This window comes from Curvibacter gracilis ATCC BAA-807, assembly GCF_000518645.1.
In the GTDB taxonomy this organism is placed as follows: Bacteria; Pseudomonadota; Gammaproteobacteria; order Burkholderiales; family Burkholderiaceae_C; genus Curvibacter; species Curvibacter gracilis.
On sequence record NZ_KI912467.1, the window covers coordinates 333,532 to 349,479 of the forward strand.

General features: G+C 69.4%; 15 protein-coding genes and 1 pseudogene. 2 read left to right on the top strand and 14 right to left on the bottom strand.

Going from position 1 to position 15,948, the window contains the following annotated elements; genetic code table 11:
- Positions 1 to 123 precede the first annotated feature (123 nt).
- Entirely contained in the window at positions 124 to 360 is a 237-nt protein-coding gene (locus L880_RS0130165) for a hypothetical protein (RefSeq protein WP_027478768.1), read from the top strand.
- Between the two features lie 48 nt (positions 361 to 408).
- Here L880_RS0130165 and L880_RS0130170 read toward each other — a convergent pair whose 3' ends face one another.
- From L880_RS0130170 to L880_RS0130230, 14 genes and pseudogenes are all read right to left on the bottom strand, one after another.
- The gene (locus L880_RS0130170) at positions 409 to 729 is read right to left on the bottom strand and encodes a helix-turn-helix domain-containing protein (protein WP_245615439.1); all 321 of its coding nucleotides are present in this window, start codon (positions 727 to 729) and stop codon (positions 409 to 411) included.
- Positions 730 to 916: 187 nt separating this feature from the next.
- Positions 917 to 2,047 (bottom strand): zinc-dependent alcohol dehydrogenase family protein, encoded by a 1,131-nt coding sequence (locus L880_RS0130175; protein WP_027478770.1) that lies wholly within the window; start codon positions 2,045 to 2,047, stop codon positions 917 to 919.
- Entirely contained in the window at positions 2,044 to 3,297 is a 1,254-nt protein-coding gene (locus tag L880_RS0130180; RefSeq protein ID WP_051443688.1) for an ABC transporter substrate-binding protein, read from the bottom strand. The genes L880_RS0130175 and L880_RS0130180 overlap by 4 nt, the downstream gene beginning before the upstream one ends.
- Positions 3,298 to 3,371: 74 nt before the next feature.
- On the bottom strand, positions 3,372 to 4,379 hold the full coding sequence (locus L880_RS0130185; protein WP_027478772.1) for a tripartite tricarboxylate transporter substrate binding protein: 1,008 nt from the start codon (positions 4,377 to 4,379) through the stop codon (positions 3,372 to 3,374).
- 16 nt (positions 4,380 to 4,395) lie between these two features.
- A complete protein-coding gene (locus L880_RS0130190) occupies positions 4,396 to 5,919 on the bottom strand; it encodes a class I adenylate-forming enzyme family protein (protein WP_027478773.1) in 1,524 nt (507 codons plus the stop codon).
- A 6-nt stretch (positions 5,920 to 5,925) separates the two neighbouring features.
- Positions 5,926 to 6,906, bottom strand: a complete 981-nt coding sequence (locus L880_RS0130195) for a Bug family tripartite tricarboxylate transporter substrate binding protein (protein WP_027478774.1) — start codon at positions 6,904 to 6,906, stop codon at positions 5,926 to 5,928.
- 31 nt (positions 6,907 to 6,937) lie between these two features.
- On the bottom strand, positions 6,938 to 7,366 hold the full coding sequence (locus tag L880_RS0130200) for a PaaI family thioesterase (RefSeq protein ID WP_027478775.1): 429 nt from the start codon (positions 7,364 to 7,366) through the stop codon (positions 6,938 to 6,940).
- Positions 7,363 to 8,529 carry an acyl-CoA dehydrogenase family protein gene (locus L880_RS0130205; RefSeq protein ID WP_027478776.1) on the bottom strand — a complete coding sequence of 389 codons (1,167 nt, stop codon included), beginning with the start codon at positions 8,527 to 8,529 and terminating at the stop codon, positions 7,363 to 7,365. The genes L880_RS0130200 and L880_RS0130205 overlap by 4 nt, the downstream gene beginning before the upstream one ends.
- A gap of 22 nt (positions 8,530 to 8,551) precedes the next feature.
- On the bottom strand, positions 8,552 to 9,736 hold the full coding sequence (locus tag L880_RS0130210) for a thiolase (RefSeq protein WP_027478777.1): 1,185 nt from the start codon (positions 9,734 to 9,736) through the stop codon (positions 8,552 to 8,554).
- A gap of 156 nt (positions 9,737 to 9,892) precedes the next feature.
- A pseudogene (locus L880_RS36720) lies at positions 9,893 to 10,234 on the bottom strand (Zn-ribbon domain-containing OB-fold protein); the annotation flags it as partial.
- A complete protein-coding gene (locus tag L880_RS0130215; protein ID WP_027478778.1) occupies positions 10,234 to 11,139 on the bottom strand; it encodes an SDR family NAD(P)-dependent oxidoreductase in 906 nt (301 codons plus the stop codon). The pseudogene L880_RS36720 and the gene L880_RS0130215, both read right to left, overlap by 1 nt.
- A 65-nt stretch (positions 11,140 to 11,204) precedes the next feature.
- Positions 11,205 to 12,002 carry an enoyl-CoA hydratase/isomerase family protein gene (locus tag L880_RS0130220; RefSeq protein ID WP_027478779.1) on the bottom strand — a complete coding sequence of 266 codons (798 nt, stop codon included), beginning with the start codon at positions 12,000 to 12,002 and terminating at the stop codon, positions 11,205 to 11,207.
- Positions 11,999 to 13,744, bottom strand: a complete 1,746-nt coding sequence (locus L880_RS0130225) for a long-chain-fatty-acid--CoA ligase (protein WP_027478780.1) — start codon at positions 13,742 to 13,744, stop codon at positions 11,999 to 12,001. Before L880_RS0130225 ends, L880_RS0130220 begins: the two co-directional genes overlap by 4 nt.
- Before the next feature lie 36 nt (positions 13,745 to 13,780).
- Positions 13,781 to 15,322 (bottom strand): AMP-binding protein, encoded by a 1,542-nt coding sequence (locus L880_RS0130230; RefSeq protein WP_027478781.1) that lies wholly within the window; start codon positions 15,320 to 15,322, stop codon positions 13,781 to 13,783.
- Positions 15,323 to 15,519: 197 nt separating this feature from the next.
- On the opposite strand from L880_RS0130230, the gene L880_RS0130235 reads away from it, so the two are divergent.
- Complete coding sequence (locus L880_RS0130235) at positions 15,520 to 15,933, top strand: DUF2306 domain-containing protein (protein ID WP_027478782.1); 414 nt, start codon at positions 15,520 to 15,522, stop codon at positions 15,931 to 15,933.
- The last annotated feature ends 15 nt before the right edge of the window (positions 15,934 to 15,948 follow it).

The window sequence follows — 15,948 nt, forward strand, 5'->3', positions numbered from 1 at the left end:
AACACCCACAAAACGCCCGCTTGCCACTCTACCCTCAGCGACACACCCTGACGCAGCCCCGCGGATCATCCGTTGCACAACCACAAACAACGGACCGTCTCTCCAATGACCGATCTGAATCCAATGCGCTCAGGGAACCAACACACCGCGGCCAGCGCCGCATCCACCACCTCCAAGGCCACGGCCCCCAACGAGCCCCCGGAGTGGGTGCACCGCTACCTCAGGCTGTCGCCGCGGCTGCGCCGGGGTTACCGCCGCTTTGTGGGCACGCTGCCTGATGGGCCGCAGCGCCTGCAGGATCTGGACGAGGAAATCAGCCAATGGCCTGCTGATATCGGCGATGGCGGTACAGAAGACTGAAAACAAGTGCTTTGGCAAGACCAGGCGCGCTGCAGAGTGCCCCATTCATCAAGCAGGGGCCAACATCAATTGACCGACGCCGGTCTTCGCAGGCCGGACAGTGATTTCGATGTCATATCCCAGACGTGCCAGGCAATCCATCAACTTGCGCTCAGACAGGTTGCTGAAGTCGCCGCGCATCATGTCCGACACTTTGGGCTGGGTGATGCCCATGCGTTTGGCGGCTTGCTGCTGTGTCAGCCCCTGGGCTTGCATGGCCCGGCGGATCTCGATGACAAGAGCGGTTTTGAACTTGAGTTTTTCAGGGGTGGCCAGCTTCAGGTCTGAAAAGACATTGAAACATCCAAAGCACACCTCGTTGGCATCCACATGCACAGCGTTCATGCTCTCAACTCCTTCCGTTTCCGGTGATCTTGAATCCTGCGCGCCCACAGACCAAAGGCTTTTGGCAGATCAGCAAGCGCATACCCAAACATCAACAAGCACCTGAAAGCGAAGTACAGAGCCCTTGGCCCGCCGCCATTGACCCAGCCCCGGCTGGGTCAACCGGCCCCCCTCACCCCTCCATCATGATCACCTGCCGAATCGCCTCGCCCCGGGCCAGGCGGTCGAAGCCCAGGTTGATCTGGTCCAGGCTGAGGCGGCCGGTGAGCAACTGGTCGACCGGCAGTTTGCCCTGGCGGTACAGGGCCACAAAGCGGCCGATGTCGCGCCGGGGCACGCAGCTGCCCAGGTAGCTGCCCTTGAGGGTGCGCTCTTCGGCCACCAGGTGCCACACGGGGGTGCTGAGGTTCTGGCTGGACGCGGGCAGGCCCACGGTCACGGTGGTGCCGCCGCGGCGGGTCACGCGGTAGGCAAACTCCAGGGCGCGGGCCGAGCCCACCATCTCCAGCGCGTGGTCCACGCCGCCGCCGGTCAGCTCGCGCAGTTGCTCCACCGCGTTGTCGGCCCCGGCGTTGACCACGTCGGTGGCGCCCAGGCGGCGCGCAAAAGCCAGCTTGTCGTCGGCCAGGTCCACCGCCACCACGCGGCCGGCCCCGGCGGCCAGGGCGCCCATCACGGCCGACAGGCCCACGCCGCCCAGGCCCACCACGGCCACGCTCTGGCCAGGGCGCACCTGCGAGGTGTTGACCACCGCGCCCACCCCGGTCATGACGGCGCAGCCGAACAGGGCCGCGATCTCCAGCGGCAGCTCGCTGTCGATCTTCTGCACGCCGCGCCGTGACAGCACGGCGTGCTGGGCAAAGGCCGACACGCCCACAAAGTGGTCCATGGGCTGGCCTTGCCAGGACAGGCGGCGCCCGCCGCCCAGCAAGGTGCCGGCCACATTGGCCGCGCCGGCCGGCTCGCACAGCACGGGGCGGCCTTCCGAGCAGGGGGCGCAGTGGCCGCAGCTGGGCACAAAGACCAGGATCACATGGTCGCCGGGCACCAGATCGGTCACGCCCTCGCCCAGGGCTTCCACCACGCCGGCGGCCTCGTGCCCCAGCACGATGGGGGTGCGGCGCGGGCGGTCGCCGTTGATGATGGACAGATCGGAGTGGCACAGGCCGGCGGCCACCACCCGCACCAGCACCTCGCCCGGGCCGGGTGGGGCCAGATCGACCTCGGTGACTTCCAGGGGACGGCTTTCGGCATAGGGGGCCGGCGCGCCGATGCGCGTGAGGACAGCAGCACGGGTTTTCATGGGTTCTTCACCAAAGAGCACTTGGACTTGGACAGCGGCTGGAAGGCCTGCTCGCCCGGGATGGTGGCCAGCACCTTGTAGTAATCCCAGGGCATCTGGGATTCGGCCGGCTTCTTGACCTGCACCAGGTACATGTCGTGCACCATGCGGCCGTCGACGCGCACCTTGCCGCCCTGGGCAAAGAAGTCGTTGATGGGCAGGGCCTGCATCTTGCGGGCCACGCTCAGGCCCTCATCGCCGCCCGCGGCCTGGATGGCCTTCAGGTAGCTGGTGACGGCCGAGTAGGTGCCGGCCTGGATCATCGAGGGCATCTTCTTCATGCGCTCGAAATAGCGCCGTGACCAGGCCCGGGTCTCAGGAGTGCGGTCCCAGTAGAAGCCGGTGGCAAAGGTCATGTCCTGGGCTTCCTTCAGGCCCAGCGAATGCACGTCGTTGATGAACATCAGCAAGGGCACCACGGCCTGGCTTTTGCTCAGGCCGAACTCGCGCGTGGCCTTGATGGCGTTGACGGTGTCGCTGGTGGCGTTGGCCAGGGCAATGGCGTCGGCCTTGGAAGCCTGGGCCTGCAGCACAAACGACGAGAAATCGCTGGCATTGAGCGGGTGGAACACGCTGCCCACCACCTTGCCGCCGCTGGCGGTCACAAACTCGGTGACGTTGGCGGCCATGGCCTTGCCGAAGGCGTAGTCGGTGCCGATCACAAACCAACTGCGCGCCCCCTTGGCCAGCATGCCCTGGGCCGCCCCGTTGACCATGGCGTAGGTGTCGTACACATAGTGGATGCTGGTGGGGCCGCAGTTCTCGTTGGTCATGGCCACCGAGGCGGCGCCGGTCAGCAGCAGCATCTTGTTGCGCTCGCGGGCCAGGTTGCCCACGGCCACCGCCACGGCCGAGTTGTTCACATCGACGATGGCGTCCACCCCCTCGCGGTCGTACCAGGCCCGCGCCAGCGAGGCGCCGATGTCGGCCTTGTTCTGGTGGTCGCCACCGATCACCTCGATGGGCTTGCCCAGCACCTGGCCGCCAAAGTCTTCAGCGGCCATGCGGGCCGCCTCCAGCGATCCCTTGCCCGCGGTGTCGGCATACAGGCCCGACATGTCGGACAGCACGCCGATGCGCACTTTGTCGTCCGACAGCTTCTGCGCCAGCGCCGGGGCGCTCAGGCCGGCACTGCCCAGAGCCGCGGCCAGGGCCCACCAGAGCGGCGCACGGCGTCGCGCTCGGTGGCTTGCTTTCACGAATGGGTTCATGACTTGTCTCCTTCTTGGTTTCAGGGATGTGCACAACAAAAAGGCCCTCTGCGGGGCCCTGGATCAGTTCAACGTCAATCCATCCGGATGTTGGCGGCCTTCACCACCTGCGCCCACTTCAGCCGCTCGGCGTGCAACAGTTGGGCAAAGGCTTCGGGGCTGCCAGGGGCGGGCTCGGCGCCGGCGTCCTGCAGGCGCTGGCGCACCTCGGGCTGGGCCAGGGCGCGGCCGATGTCGGCGCTGAGCCGCCCGACCAGTTCGCGCGGGGTGGCCGCCGGGGTCAGCACCCCGGCCCAGGAATAGGCCTCGTAGCCCGGCAGGCCGGTTTCGGCCACCGTGGGCAGATCGGGCAACAGGCTGGAGCGCTGCACGCTGGCCACGGCCAGCGCGCGCACCTTGCCGGCGCGGATCTGGGGCAGCGCGGTGGGGGCATCGCTGAACATGATGGGCACCTGGTTGCCCAGCAGGTCGGTCATGGCCGGGGCGCTGCCCTTGTAGGGCACATGCTGCAACTTGGTGCCGGCCAGCATGTTGAACAGCTCGCCCGCCAGGTGCGTGCCGCCGCCATTGCCGGCCGAGGCGAAGGCCAGGGTGCCCGGGCGCGCCTTGTCGAGGGCGATCAGCTCGGCCACGCTCTTGACGGGCAGGCTGGGGTGCACCACCAGCACCACCGGAAAGCGCGCCGCAAAGCTGACCGCTGCAAAGTCACGCTCGATGTCGTAGCTCATGCGCGGGTTCAGCGCGGGCAGCACGGTGTGGTGGATGCTGCACACGAACAGGTTGTGCCCGTCGGCCGGGGCGCGGGCCGCCAGCTCGGCGCCCACCATGCCGCCGGCACCGGCGCGGTTGTCCACCACGGCGGGCTGGCCCCACAGCTCGGCCAGCTTCTGGGCCAGGGCGCGGCCCGTGATGTCCACCGGCCCGCCGGCCGGAAAGGGCACGATGAACTTCACTGGGCGTGCCGGGTAGGCCGGTGTTGGCGCTTGGGCCCAGGTCGGCAGCGTCAGCCCCGCCAGGGCCGTGCCCAGCCACTGGCGGCGGCCGATGCGGGCCGCGGCACTTTCATGAAGGGTCTTGAACATGGCGTTCTCCTGGGGGTCAGACGGGGGTGGGCAGGTCCAGCAAGGCACGCTTGAGCACCTTGCCGCTGTGCGTCATGGGCAGGGCCTCCAGGGCCGTGATGCTGGCCGGGCGCTTGTAGGGCGCCAACTGGTCGTGCAGCAGGGCCTGCAGGCTGGCCTGATCGGCCTCGCCCAGGGGCTGGCCGCCCACGGTCTCGACAAAGGCCAGCACGGTTTCGTTGCCGTCGGCCTCTTTGCGGCCCACCACGGCCGAGCGCTGCACGCGCGGGTGCTGGTTGAGCACGTTCTCGACCTCGCCCGGGTACACATTGAAGCCCGAGCGGATGATCATCTCCTTGAGCCGGCCCACCACGTGCAGCGCACCGTCGGGCCCGATGCGGCCCAGGTCGCCGGTGGCATACCAGCCGCCCTCGCGCATCACCTGGGCGGTGGCCGCTGGGTCGCGGAAGTAGCCCGGCATCAGGCCCACGCCGCGCAGCCAGATCTCGCCGCGTTCGCCCTGGGGCAGTTCGCGCCCGGCGTCATCGACGATGCGGCATTCAGCGCCCTCCACCGGCACGCCGGCGGCGGTGTCTTCGCGCCACTGACCACGGCGCACCAGGCAGGCCGCGCCGGCGTACTCCGACAAGCCATAGCCGTGGTGCAGCGGCTGGCCGAAGCGGTCCTGCACCGCGTTCTTCAGGGGCAGGTCCAGCGGCGCCGCGCCGGTGTAGATGTAGCGCAGCGCGGGCGCCGGGGGCATGCCCACCACGCCCTGCTCGTCCAGCCAGGCCAGCAGCCGCGTGAACAGGGCCGGCGGCCCCTGCAGGTTGGACACCTGGTGCATCGCCAGGGCCTGCAGCGCATCCGCCGGCTCGAAGCGGCTGCGCATCACCAGGGCCGCGCCCGCGTGCAGCGAGGCCGCCAGCACCGTGCCCAGGCCAAAGATGTGGGTCATGGGCACACAGGCATAGGAGCGGTCGGCCGGTGTGAGGGCGCGCGACTCGGCCGACACCCGGGCAAACTGCAGCAGGCCGGCATGCGACACCAGCACGCCCTTGGGCGCCCCTGTGGTGCCCGAAGTGAAGATGATGGCCACCACCTGCTCGGCCAGCGGCGCGGGCTCGGGCGTGGCCTGCTCGCGCCGGGCCGTGCGGCTCAGGCCGGCCAGGGCCGAGGGCTGGGCGCCCAGGTGCTCGCCGTGCTCGCGAGCCGCGCTGCCCACCTCGCAGGTGAAGTACACCAGCCGCGGGTCGGCCTTGGCCACAAAGGCCTCGATCTCGCCGCGCGCCATGCGGGCGTTCACCCCGCAAGACCAGGCGCCCACGCGGCTGCAGGCCAGCACCAGGGCCACGTGCTCGGGGCAGTTCTCGGCCACCGCCAGCACGCGGTCGCCGGGCAGCACGCCCTGGGCCAGCAGCTCGGCCTGCAGGGTGTCGATCATGGTGCCCAGTTGGGCGTAGCTCAGGGTGTGATCGGGCAGATGCAAAAACAGCGCCTCGGGCGTGGCCGCCAGGCGCTGGTCAAACAGGTGGTGAAGTCGGGTGGGGGGATGGGTCATGTCGGTTCACTCCACCTGGATGCCCTTGGCCACCGTGCCCCACAGCGCCAGATCGCGCGCCGCGCGCTCGGCCAGCAGTTGCGGGCTGCCGGACCACAGGTCGTAGCCCTGCTCGATCAGCTTGGCTTTCAGCTCGTCCTGGGCCAGGGCCCGGCGCGTGGCCTCGTTGAGGCGGTTCACCAGTTCAGGCGGCAGGCGCGCCGGGCCGTACAGGCCGTACCAGCCGCCCACGTCGTAGTCGGCAATGCCCGACTCGACCATGGTGGGCACCTCGGGCAGCGAGGCATTGCGCTCGCGCGAGGTGACGGCCAGGGGCCGCACGCGCTGGGTGCTGATGTAGTTGCGGGCGCTGCCGATGATGTCGAACATCATGCTGAGCTGGCCGCCAATCACATCGGTCATGGCCGGCGCATTGCCCTTGTAGGGCACATGGGTCAGCTTGATGCCGGCGCGCAGCGCAAACAGCTCGCCGCTCAGGTGGTTGGACGCCCCCATGCCGGCCGAGCCATAGGCCAGCTTGCCGGGGTTGGCCCGGGCGTAGGCCACCAGCTCGGGCAGGGTCTTGAAGGGCTGGTCCTTGTTGATCACCAGCACATTGGTGTAGCTCACCAGCGGGGCGATGGCGCTCAGGTCCTTGCTCACATCAAAGGGCATGGACTTGAGGATGTGCGGGCTGATGGTCAGCGTGGGGCTGGCGCCAAAGTACAGCAGCAGGCCGTTGGGCGCCGCCTTGGCCACGGCGTCGCCCCCCATGCTGCCGGCGGCGCCGGGGCGGTTCTCGACCACCACGGGCTGGCCCAGCTCCTTGGACAGGGCCGGGGCGAACAAACGCGCCGTGGCGTCCACCGGGCCGCCCGCCGCATAGCCCACCACCAGGCGGATGGGTTGCCCCCCACCCTGGGCCTGGGCCGGTGCGCCCCACAGCAGGGGGCCCAGGCTGGCCAGCGCGAGCAGTACGCGTCGTGGCCTTGAAAAATAGCTTGGCATGTCTTGTCTCCGTTGTATTTCTTGAATCTCGTCACACCCGCACGTAGCGGAAGGTGCCCATGGCACGCGCCACCACCTGGCCACTGGCGTCTTCCACCCGGGCCTCGCAAAAGCACACCGAGCGGCCACCGCCTTGGCAGGTGGCATGCGCCAGCAGGCGGCCCCGGCCGGGGCGGTGAAAGCTGGTGCTCATGTCGATCGTGACCACTGCCTTCTGAAAGCCCGTGGCCGACAGCGCCGCGCTGGACATGGCGCTGTCCATCAGCGACATCAGCACGCCGCCGTGCACCACGCCGAAGTTGTTGGTCAGCTCGGGCCGCAGATCGAGCGAGAGCCGGGCCACGCCGCCCTCGGCAAACTCGCGCTGCAGGCCCAGCAGGTGGTTGAAGGCCACCTGGGCAAACAGGGCGCGGGTGTCGGTAGAGGGTTCAGCACCGGCCTCCAGCACCCCGGAGCTCATGCGCGGGCCTCACGCACCATGTTGCGGGCGATCACGATCTGCTGGATCTGGCTGGTGCCCTCGTACAGGCGGAACAGGCGCACATCGCGGTAGAAGCGCTCGATGCCGTACTCGGCCAGGTAGCCGGCCCCGCCCAGGATCTGCACCGCACGGTCGGCCACGCGGCCGCACATCTCGCTGGCAAACAGCTTGCAGCAGGCCGCCTCGGTGGACACGTTGCGGCCCTCGTCGCGCCGGCGCGCCGCGTCGATCACCATGCACTCGGACGCATACAGCTCGGTCTGGCTGTCGGCCAGCATGGCCTGCACCAGTTGGAACTCGGCAATCGGCTGGCCGAACTGCTGGCGTTCGATGGCGTAGCGCAGGGCATCGGCCAGGATGCGCCGGGCCACGCCCACGCACACCGCGGCCAGGTGGATGCGGCCCTTGTCGAGCACCTTCATCGCGGTCTTGAAGCCGCGCCCCTCCACCCCGCCGATCAGTTGGTGGGCCGGCACGCGCACGTTGTCGAAGATCACGTCGCAGGTGTGGGCGCCCTTCTGCCCCATCTTGCGGTCGATGCGGCCCAGGCTGATGCCGGGCGAGTGGGCATCGACGATGAAGGCCGACACCCCGCCCGCACCCTTGTCGGCCGGGTTGGTGCGCGCCATCAGCGTGAAGATGCCGGCCTGCGGGGCGTTGGTGATGTAGCGCTTGCTGCCGTTGACGATGTAGTGCTCGCCCTCGCTGTCCACCCCCTTGATCGCGGTGGTGCGCAGCGAGGCGGCATCGCTGCCGGCGTCGGGTTCGGTGAGGGCGAACGAGGCCATCAGCTCGCCGGTGGCCAGGCGCGGCAGGTACTCGGCCTGCTGCTCGGGCGTGCCATCCATCAGGATGCCCTGCGAGCCGATGCCCACGGTGGTGCCGATCACCGAGCGGAAGGCGGGCGAGGTCTGGCACAGCTCGAAGAGCACGCGCACCTCTTCCTCCATGGTCAGCTCCAGGCCGCCATAGGCCTCGGGGATGGTCAGGCCGAACAGGCCCATGTCGCGCATCTCCTGCACGATGGCGTGGGGGATGGCATCGGTCTCGGCCACTTCGTTCTCGGCCGGCACCAGGCGCTCGCGGGTGAAGCGGGTGACGGAATCCAGCAGGGCCTGAAAGGTTTGGGGGTCTCGGATCATGGGTGGGTTCTTTCGGTTGCGGTCACAGCGCGTCGGCCGTGCCCAGGATGGCGGTGGCCTGGCTCGACAAGGTGCCGCCGTTGCCATGGGCCAGGGCCGTCACGGCGCCGGCCACCTGGCGGGCCCCGGCGTCGCCGCGCAGCTGCCGCACGGCCTCGATCAGGGTGAAGATGCCGTACATGCCCGGGTGCACGCACGACAGCCCGCCTCCGTTGGTGTTGACCGGCAGGCGCCCGCCCGGGGCGATGGCGCCGTCCTGCACAAATCGCCCGCCCTCGCCCTTGGGGCAGAAGCCCAGGTCTTCGAGGAACAGCAGGGTGTTGATGGTGAAGGCGTCGTACAGCTCCAGCAGGCCGATGTCGCGCGGGGCCAGGCCGGCCATGGCAAAGGCCTCGCGGCCCGACTGGCTGGCCGCCGTCACGGTCAGGTCGTGCATGGACGAGATCTGGCGGTTCCAGTTGGCGGTGGCATTGCCCAGCACGTACACCGGTTTGCGCGGCAGGCTGGCGGCCCGGTCGGCGCGGGTCAGCACCAAGGCCCCGCCCCCGTCGGTGACCAGGCAGCAGTCGCGCACCGAAAGCGGGTCGGACACCATGCGCGCCTTGAGCACATCCTCGATGCTCAGCGGGTCGCGCATGAAAGCCTCGGGGTTGAGCTGCGCCCAGGCGCGCGCGGCCACCGCCACCTCGGCCAGATCGCGCCGCGTGGTGCCGTACTGGTGCATGTGGCGCCGGGCGGCCAGCGCATAGGCCGACAGCGGCTGCATGGGCTCGTAAGGCGTTTCGTAGGGCTGCGGGTCCATCACGCGGCGGGCCTTGGCGATCTCGCTGCGGCCGAAGGTGGACGTGCGCTGCGTGCTGCCATAGCAGACCAGCACCGCGTTGCACTGGCCCGCCTGCAAGGCCATCATGGCCGGCAGCAGGTGGGCCACGAAGCTGGAGCCGCCCACCATGGTGCCGTTGATGTAGCGCGGGTTCAGGCCCAGGTACTCGGTCACCGGCATGGGCCACATGGTGGACAGCACGCTGGCGGTGCACAGGCCGTCGATGTCGCGCATCGTCAGGCCCGCATCGGCCACGGCGGCACGCGCCGCGTGGGCCAGCACCTCCATCTCGGTGTAGCCCGTGGCCTCGCCACAGCCGAAGGTGGCCACACCGGCGATGACGGCGCTGCCGCGCAAGGCGCGCAGGGCTGGCGGGGTGTGCACCGCCGGGGCGGCCGGGGCGGCGGGGCCACGCGGCACCGGGGTCGGTGCGGCAGGCCCATGCGGCACCGGGGTTGGCGCGGCCGCGGCCGGCTCAGCCACCGGGTCGAACACCACGATGCCGCCCTGCCCCTCGGCCTGCAGCACGCGGGCCTTCACGCGCTGCCCCACCTGCACCGCATCGGCGGGCTGCTGCTCGACGCGGCTCATCAGGCGCACGCCTTCATCGAGGTCGATCAGGCAGACGTTGTAGTCGCCGCCCGCCTCGGGCTTGCGCCGCACCACGGTGACGGAGTACACCATGCCCGCGCCGCTGGGCTCCACCCAGCCGGGGTCGGAGGCGCCGCAGTGCGGGCAGACCGCGCGCGGAAAGTACACATGCTGGCCGCAGGCGGCGCAGCGCTGGATCATGAAACGGCCCTGGTCCAGCCAGGCCTGATGCCGGGCCTGGACGCCCTGCCCTTGCTCACTCATGGTTGGCTCCTTGTGCGCGGCGGACATCAGATCGGGTCCCAGGTGAAGACATCACCCGAGCGGTCCAGGGGGTAGAACATGGCCTTCAGGGCCGGCAGCGCGTGGCTGGCCACGCTCTCGGGCGTCCAGCCCTCGCTGCGGTGCACCGAGCGCACGGGGCGGGGCTGGCTGATCAGGAAGATCTCGTTGTTGCGCACGGCAAAGATCTGGCCGTTGGCGTAAGACGACTCATCGCTGGCCAGGCACACGGCCAGGGGCGCGATCTTGGCCGGGGTCATCTGCTTGATGCGCTCGACCCGGGCCTTTTCGGCATCGGTCTCGGTGGGGATGCTGCCGATCATGCGGCTCCAGGCGAAGGGGGCGATGCAGTTGCTGCGCACGTTGAACTTCTGCATGTCGAGCGCAATGGATTTGGACAGCGCCGCGATGCCCAACTTGGCCGCCGAGTAGTTGGCCTGGCCGAAATTGCCGATCAGGCCCGAGGTGGAGGTCATGTGGATGTAGTTGCCCGAGCCCTGCTCCTTGAAGTGGGTCGAGGCCGCGCGGCTCACGTAGTAGGCGCCGTACAGGTGCACCTTGATGACGGCGTCCCACTCGTCCAGGCTCATCTTGTGGAAGAAGCGGTCGCGCAGGATGCCCGCGTTGTTGACCACCACATCGATGCGGCCGAAGGTGTCGAGCGCCGCCTGCACGATGCGCCCGGCGCTGACCGCCTCGCTCACGCTGTCGGTGTTGGCCACGGCCTCGCCGCCCAGGGCGCGGATCTCGTCCACCACCTTCTGCGCCGGGCCGGCATCGTTGCCTTCGCCGGCCACCGAGGCACCGATGTCGTTGACCACCAGACGGGCCCCTTCACGGGCCATGGCCAGGGCGATGTCGCGGCCGATGCCGCCGCCTGCGCCGGTGACCACCACCACTTTGCCTTCGACCATGCGGGACGGGCTGGATTGACTCATGTTGTTCTCCTTGGGTTGCTGAGGTGTCATCAAAAAGGGGATCAGGCGGCCGGCCACTGGAACAGCGCGGGCTGCTTGTCGAGAAAGCGCTGCACCGCCACACGGTGTGCCTCGGTGCCCATGGCCAGGGCCTGGGCGTTGGCCTCCATCTCGAGCAGCGTGGGCAGGTCGTGCCCGGGCGCGGCCAGGGTGCGCTTGACGAGCGCCACCGCCATCGGCGAGGCCTGCACAAAGCTGGCCGCCAGGGCCTGGGCCCGCGCCTGCAACTGCTCGGGCGGCTGCAACTCCATGGCGATGCCCAGGCGCAGGGCCTCGGCGGCATCGACCTCGCGGGCCGACAGCATCAGCTCGCGGGCGCGCTGCACGCCCACGATGCGGGGCAAGGTGTAGAAGGCCGCGCAGTCGGGCACCAGGCCCACGCGCATGAAAGACATGCAAAAGCGCGCCCGCGGCGTGGCGATCACAAAGTCGGCCAACAGGGCCAGGCTGAAGCCGGCGCCATAGGCCGCACCGTCCACCGCGGCGATCACCGAGCGGTCGAGGGTGATCAGCTCCTTGAGCCAGTCGTGCAGGCTTTGCAGGCGCGCGCGCCAGCCCGCGTTGTCCAGGCCCACGGTGGCGATGTTGCGCAGATCGCCACCGGCACAGAAATGCTCGCCCGCGCCCGTCAGCACCAGGGCGCGGATGCCGGGGTCAGCGCGCAGCCAGGCCACCACCTGGCGCATCTCTTCGCGCATGGCGGGGTCGAAGGCATTGCGCCGCTCGGGGTTGTGCAGCGTGAGCGTGGCCACCTGGTCGCGCACGGCAAAGCGGATGCGCTCGAAGTTATCGGGGTTCATGGGGTCTCCTGAAGTTCGGCGTGGGCTGGGGCGGGCTCGCTGCCGGGGCTGTGCCGGTGCGCCTCCTGCAGCTCGCGCCACAAAATCTTGCCGGTGCCCGACTTGGGCAGGGCCGGCACAAACTCGACCAGGCGCGGCACCTTGTAGGCCGACATGCGCTCACGCGCCCAGGCCGTGAGCTGCTCGGCGCTCAGCGTTCCTTCATGGCCGGGGCGCAGCACCACCAGGGCCTTGACGGTCTCGCCGCGCTTGGGGTCGTCCACCGCGATCACGCAGGCCTCGAAGATGGCCGGGTGCTCGTACAAGGCACTCTCGACCTCGGCCGGCCAGACCTTGAAGCCCGAGGCATTGATCATGCGTTTGAGGCGGTCGCGCATGAAGTAGTAGCCGTCCTCGTCCACGCTGGCCAGGTCGCCGGTGCGGAAGAAGCGCAGGCCGTCGCGCTCGAAGAAGGCGGCCTCGGTGGCCGCGGGGTTGCGCCAGTAACCCAGCATCAGCTGCGGGCCGCTGGTGACCAGCTCGCCCACCTCGCCCGCGGGCAGTTCCTCGCCGGTGGCGGGGTCGACGATGCGCGACACCACGCCCTGCGTGGGCATGCCCAGGCACTGGCGCTTGCCGCGGTGCAGCGGGTTGGCGTGCAGAAAGGCGGCCGTCTCGGACAGGCCGTAGGCCTCGTTGTAGGCCAGGCCGAAGCGATCGGCCAACAGGGTGGCCACGGCCTCGGGCATGGCGGCGCCGCCGCCCGAGAGCAGGCTCAGGCTGCTGAGGTCGCGCGCCATCACATCGGGCTGGGCAAAGAACTCGATCACCATGCTGGGCGGTGCGGTCCACACCGAGACCCGGTGCTGCTCGATCAGGCGCGCCGCCGTGGGCGCATGCCAGCGCGGCATCATGACCAGGGTGGCGCCCAGGGTGAGCGGCATGTTCATGCCGTTTTGCATGCCCAGCATGTGGAACAGCGGCGCCACACTCAAGAACACCGAATCGGCATGCAGTCGGCGCCACACCTGCGAGGCCAGGTTGGACGCCAGCACCGTGCCATGCGTGTGCATGCAACCCTTGGGGTGGCCGGTGGTGCCCGAGGTGTAGGGCAGCACGGCCAGGGCCTCGGGGCCGGGGTGCAGCCAGTCGGGCTGCCAGCCCTTTTCGGTGGCCTCGGCCAGGGCCTCTTCGAGCCCGTGCAGGCCCGGGCCCGGCAAGGCCTGGCGCGGCTGATGAAAGGGCTCGGGCCAGGGCGAGCTGGGGGCCCCGACCTCGTCAGGGTGCATGGCATCGGCATAGGCATGGACCACCGCGGCCTCGATGGCGCCGGACTGCAGCAGGGGCTGCAGGCGGGGCAGCAGCTCTTGCGCCAGCAGGGCCACGCGGGCCCCGGTGTCCTGCTGGAACCACTGCAGCTCGGGCGTGGTGCTCATGGGGTTGACCGGCACCACCACCGCGCCCAGGCGCAGCACGGCGTGGTAGGCCAGCACGTACTGAGGGCAGTTCTGGCTCATCAGCAGCACGCGGTCGCCGGGCTGCACGCCCAGGCGCCGGTTCAGCCAGGCGGCCAGGGCCTGCACGCGCCGGTGCAGCTCGGCATAGCTCAGGCTCAGGCCGCAGAACAGCAGGGCCGGCTTGGCCGGGTAGCGCTGCGCGGCCACCTCGAGGTAGTGGCTCAGGCCCACGGCGCTGGGGCGGAACGCGTGCGGCACGCCGGGCGGCCAGTGCCGGTGATGGCGCGGAGTGACAGGGGCGGTCAAGGTGGGGGTCTCCTGCGGGTTCATGAAGGCGGGTATTCAGACCAGCCGGCTGGCGTGGCCGGCCCAGTAGCGATCGCGCAGCAGGCGCTTGTAGAGCTTGCCGGTGGGGTGGCGCGGCAGCTCGGCCTCGAAGTCGACCGAGCGCGGGCACTTGATGTGCGACAGGTGCTGCTGGCAGAAGGCGATCAGCTCGGCCGCCAGGGTCGGGCCGGCCTGGGCCATGTCGCGCGGCTGCACCACGGCCTTGACCTCTTCGCCGAACTCCTCGTTGGGCACGCCGAGCACGGCGGCGTCCATCACCATGGGGTGGGTGACGAGCAGGTTCTCCACCTCTTGCGGGTAGATGTTGACCCCGCCCGAAATGATCATGTAGGCCTTGCGGTCGGTCAGGTACAGGTAGCCCTCGGCATCCACATGGCCCACATCGCCCAGCGTGGTCCAGCCGTGGGCGTTGGTCGATTCGGCGGTCTTGGCCGGGTCGTTGTGGTAGGCAAAGGGCTTGCCCTCGGCAAAGTACACGGTGCCGGTCTCGCCCGCAGGCACGGGCTCGCCGAACTCGTTGCAGATGCGCAGCTGGCCGATCACGGCACGGCCCACGGTGCCGGGGTGGCTCAGCCAGTCGGCCGAGCCGACCAGGGTCATGCCATTGCCCTCGGTGCCGGCGTAGTACTCCCAGAGCACCGGGCCCCACCAGGCGATCATCTGCTGCTTGACCGGGATGGGGCAAGGTGCTGCGGCGTGGATGGCCACCCGCAGCGACGACACATCAAAGGCCTGGCGCTGCGCCTCGCTGAGCTTGAGCAGGCGCACGAACATGGTGGGCACCACCTGGGTGTGGGTGATGCGGTGCTGCTGCACCGCGGCCAGGTAGCGCTCGGGGTCGAAGTGCTCCATCACCACCACGGTGCCGCCCAGGCGCATCACGCTCATGCAAAAGCGCATGGGGGCCGCGTGGTACAGCGGCGCGGGCGACAGGTAGACCGTGGAAGCGTCCATGCCGAACACGCGCTGGCAGATGCCGGTGAGGGCCGGCACGGCCTCGACCTCGGGCGAATCGGGCGGCACGAACACGCCCTTGGGGTAGCCGGTGGTGCCCGAGGAGTACAGCATGTCGCCGCCCGCACTCTCGTCGCCGATCGGCGTGGCCGGCTGGGCCGCCAGCGCCGCCTCATACGACTCGAAGCCCGGCACCGTGCCGTCCAGCATCAGGCAGGTGTGCACGCTGGGCATCTGGCCCAGCAGCTCGCCGGCCTGGGCGGCCAGGGCCTGCGAGCTGACCAGCAGGCGCGCCTGGCAGTTGTCGAGGATGTAGGCCGCTTCGGCCACCTTGAGCCGCGTGCTCATCGCGGTGTAGATGATGCCGGCGCGCTGGGCGCCCCAGCACAGCTCGAAAAAGCGCAGCTGGTTCTCCAGCAGCAGCGCGATGTGGTCGCCGGCCTTCAGGCCGCGTGCGCGCAGCAGCTGGGCCACCTGGTTGGCACGGGCGTCGAGCTCGGCATAGCTCAGGCGCTGGCCACTGTCGGCCATCACCAGGGCGGCTTTGTCGGGCTGGGTGCGGGCATGGACTCGGGGATGCATCAGAAGGCCTCCTGAAAGTTGAAAAGCGCTTCTGGCGTGCTGCCAAGGCGCTCGGTCACCGGCTTGAAAATCAGACAACTGGCACTTTGAAATTGACATTTGGCGAAGCACAGAGGCAGTCGGTCGAAAAGCAGATGTGATCGGCGCTGAGCCCGCGCACACTTCGCCCCATCTGCTGTTGAAACCCCTGATCTGCCATGCAACTCACACCCTCCATCGCCATCCACCTGAGTGCTGCCCTGGGCGCCCTGGCCCTGGGCCCGGTCGCGCTGTGGGCCCGTCAGGGCCGCACGCAACGCCCCTGGCTGCACCGCGCCGCAGGCTACGCCTGGGTCACGCTGATGCTGATCACGGCCACCTCGGCCCTGTTCATCCGGGATTTCAGCCTGCCCAACTGGGCGGGTTACACCCCGATCCATCTGCTGGTGCCGGTGTGTTTCTCGGGTCTGTTCGGGGCCTTCTGGTTTCTGGCCCGGCGCAACATCAGCGGCCACCGGCGCTGCATGCAGTCGCTGTACTGGATGGCCTGCGTGGGCGCCGGCGTGTTCACGCTGCTGCCCCAGCGCTACCTGGGCCAGCTGGTGTGGGGCCAGTGGCTGGGCCTGCTGTGAGCGGTGAAGCCGGGG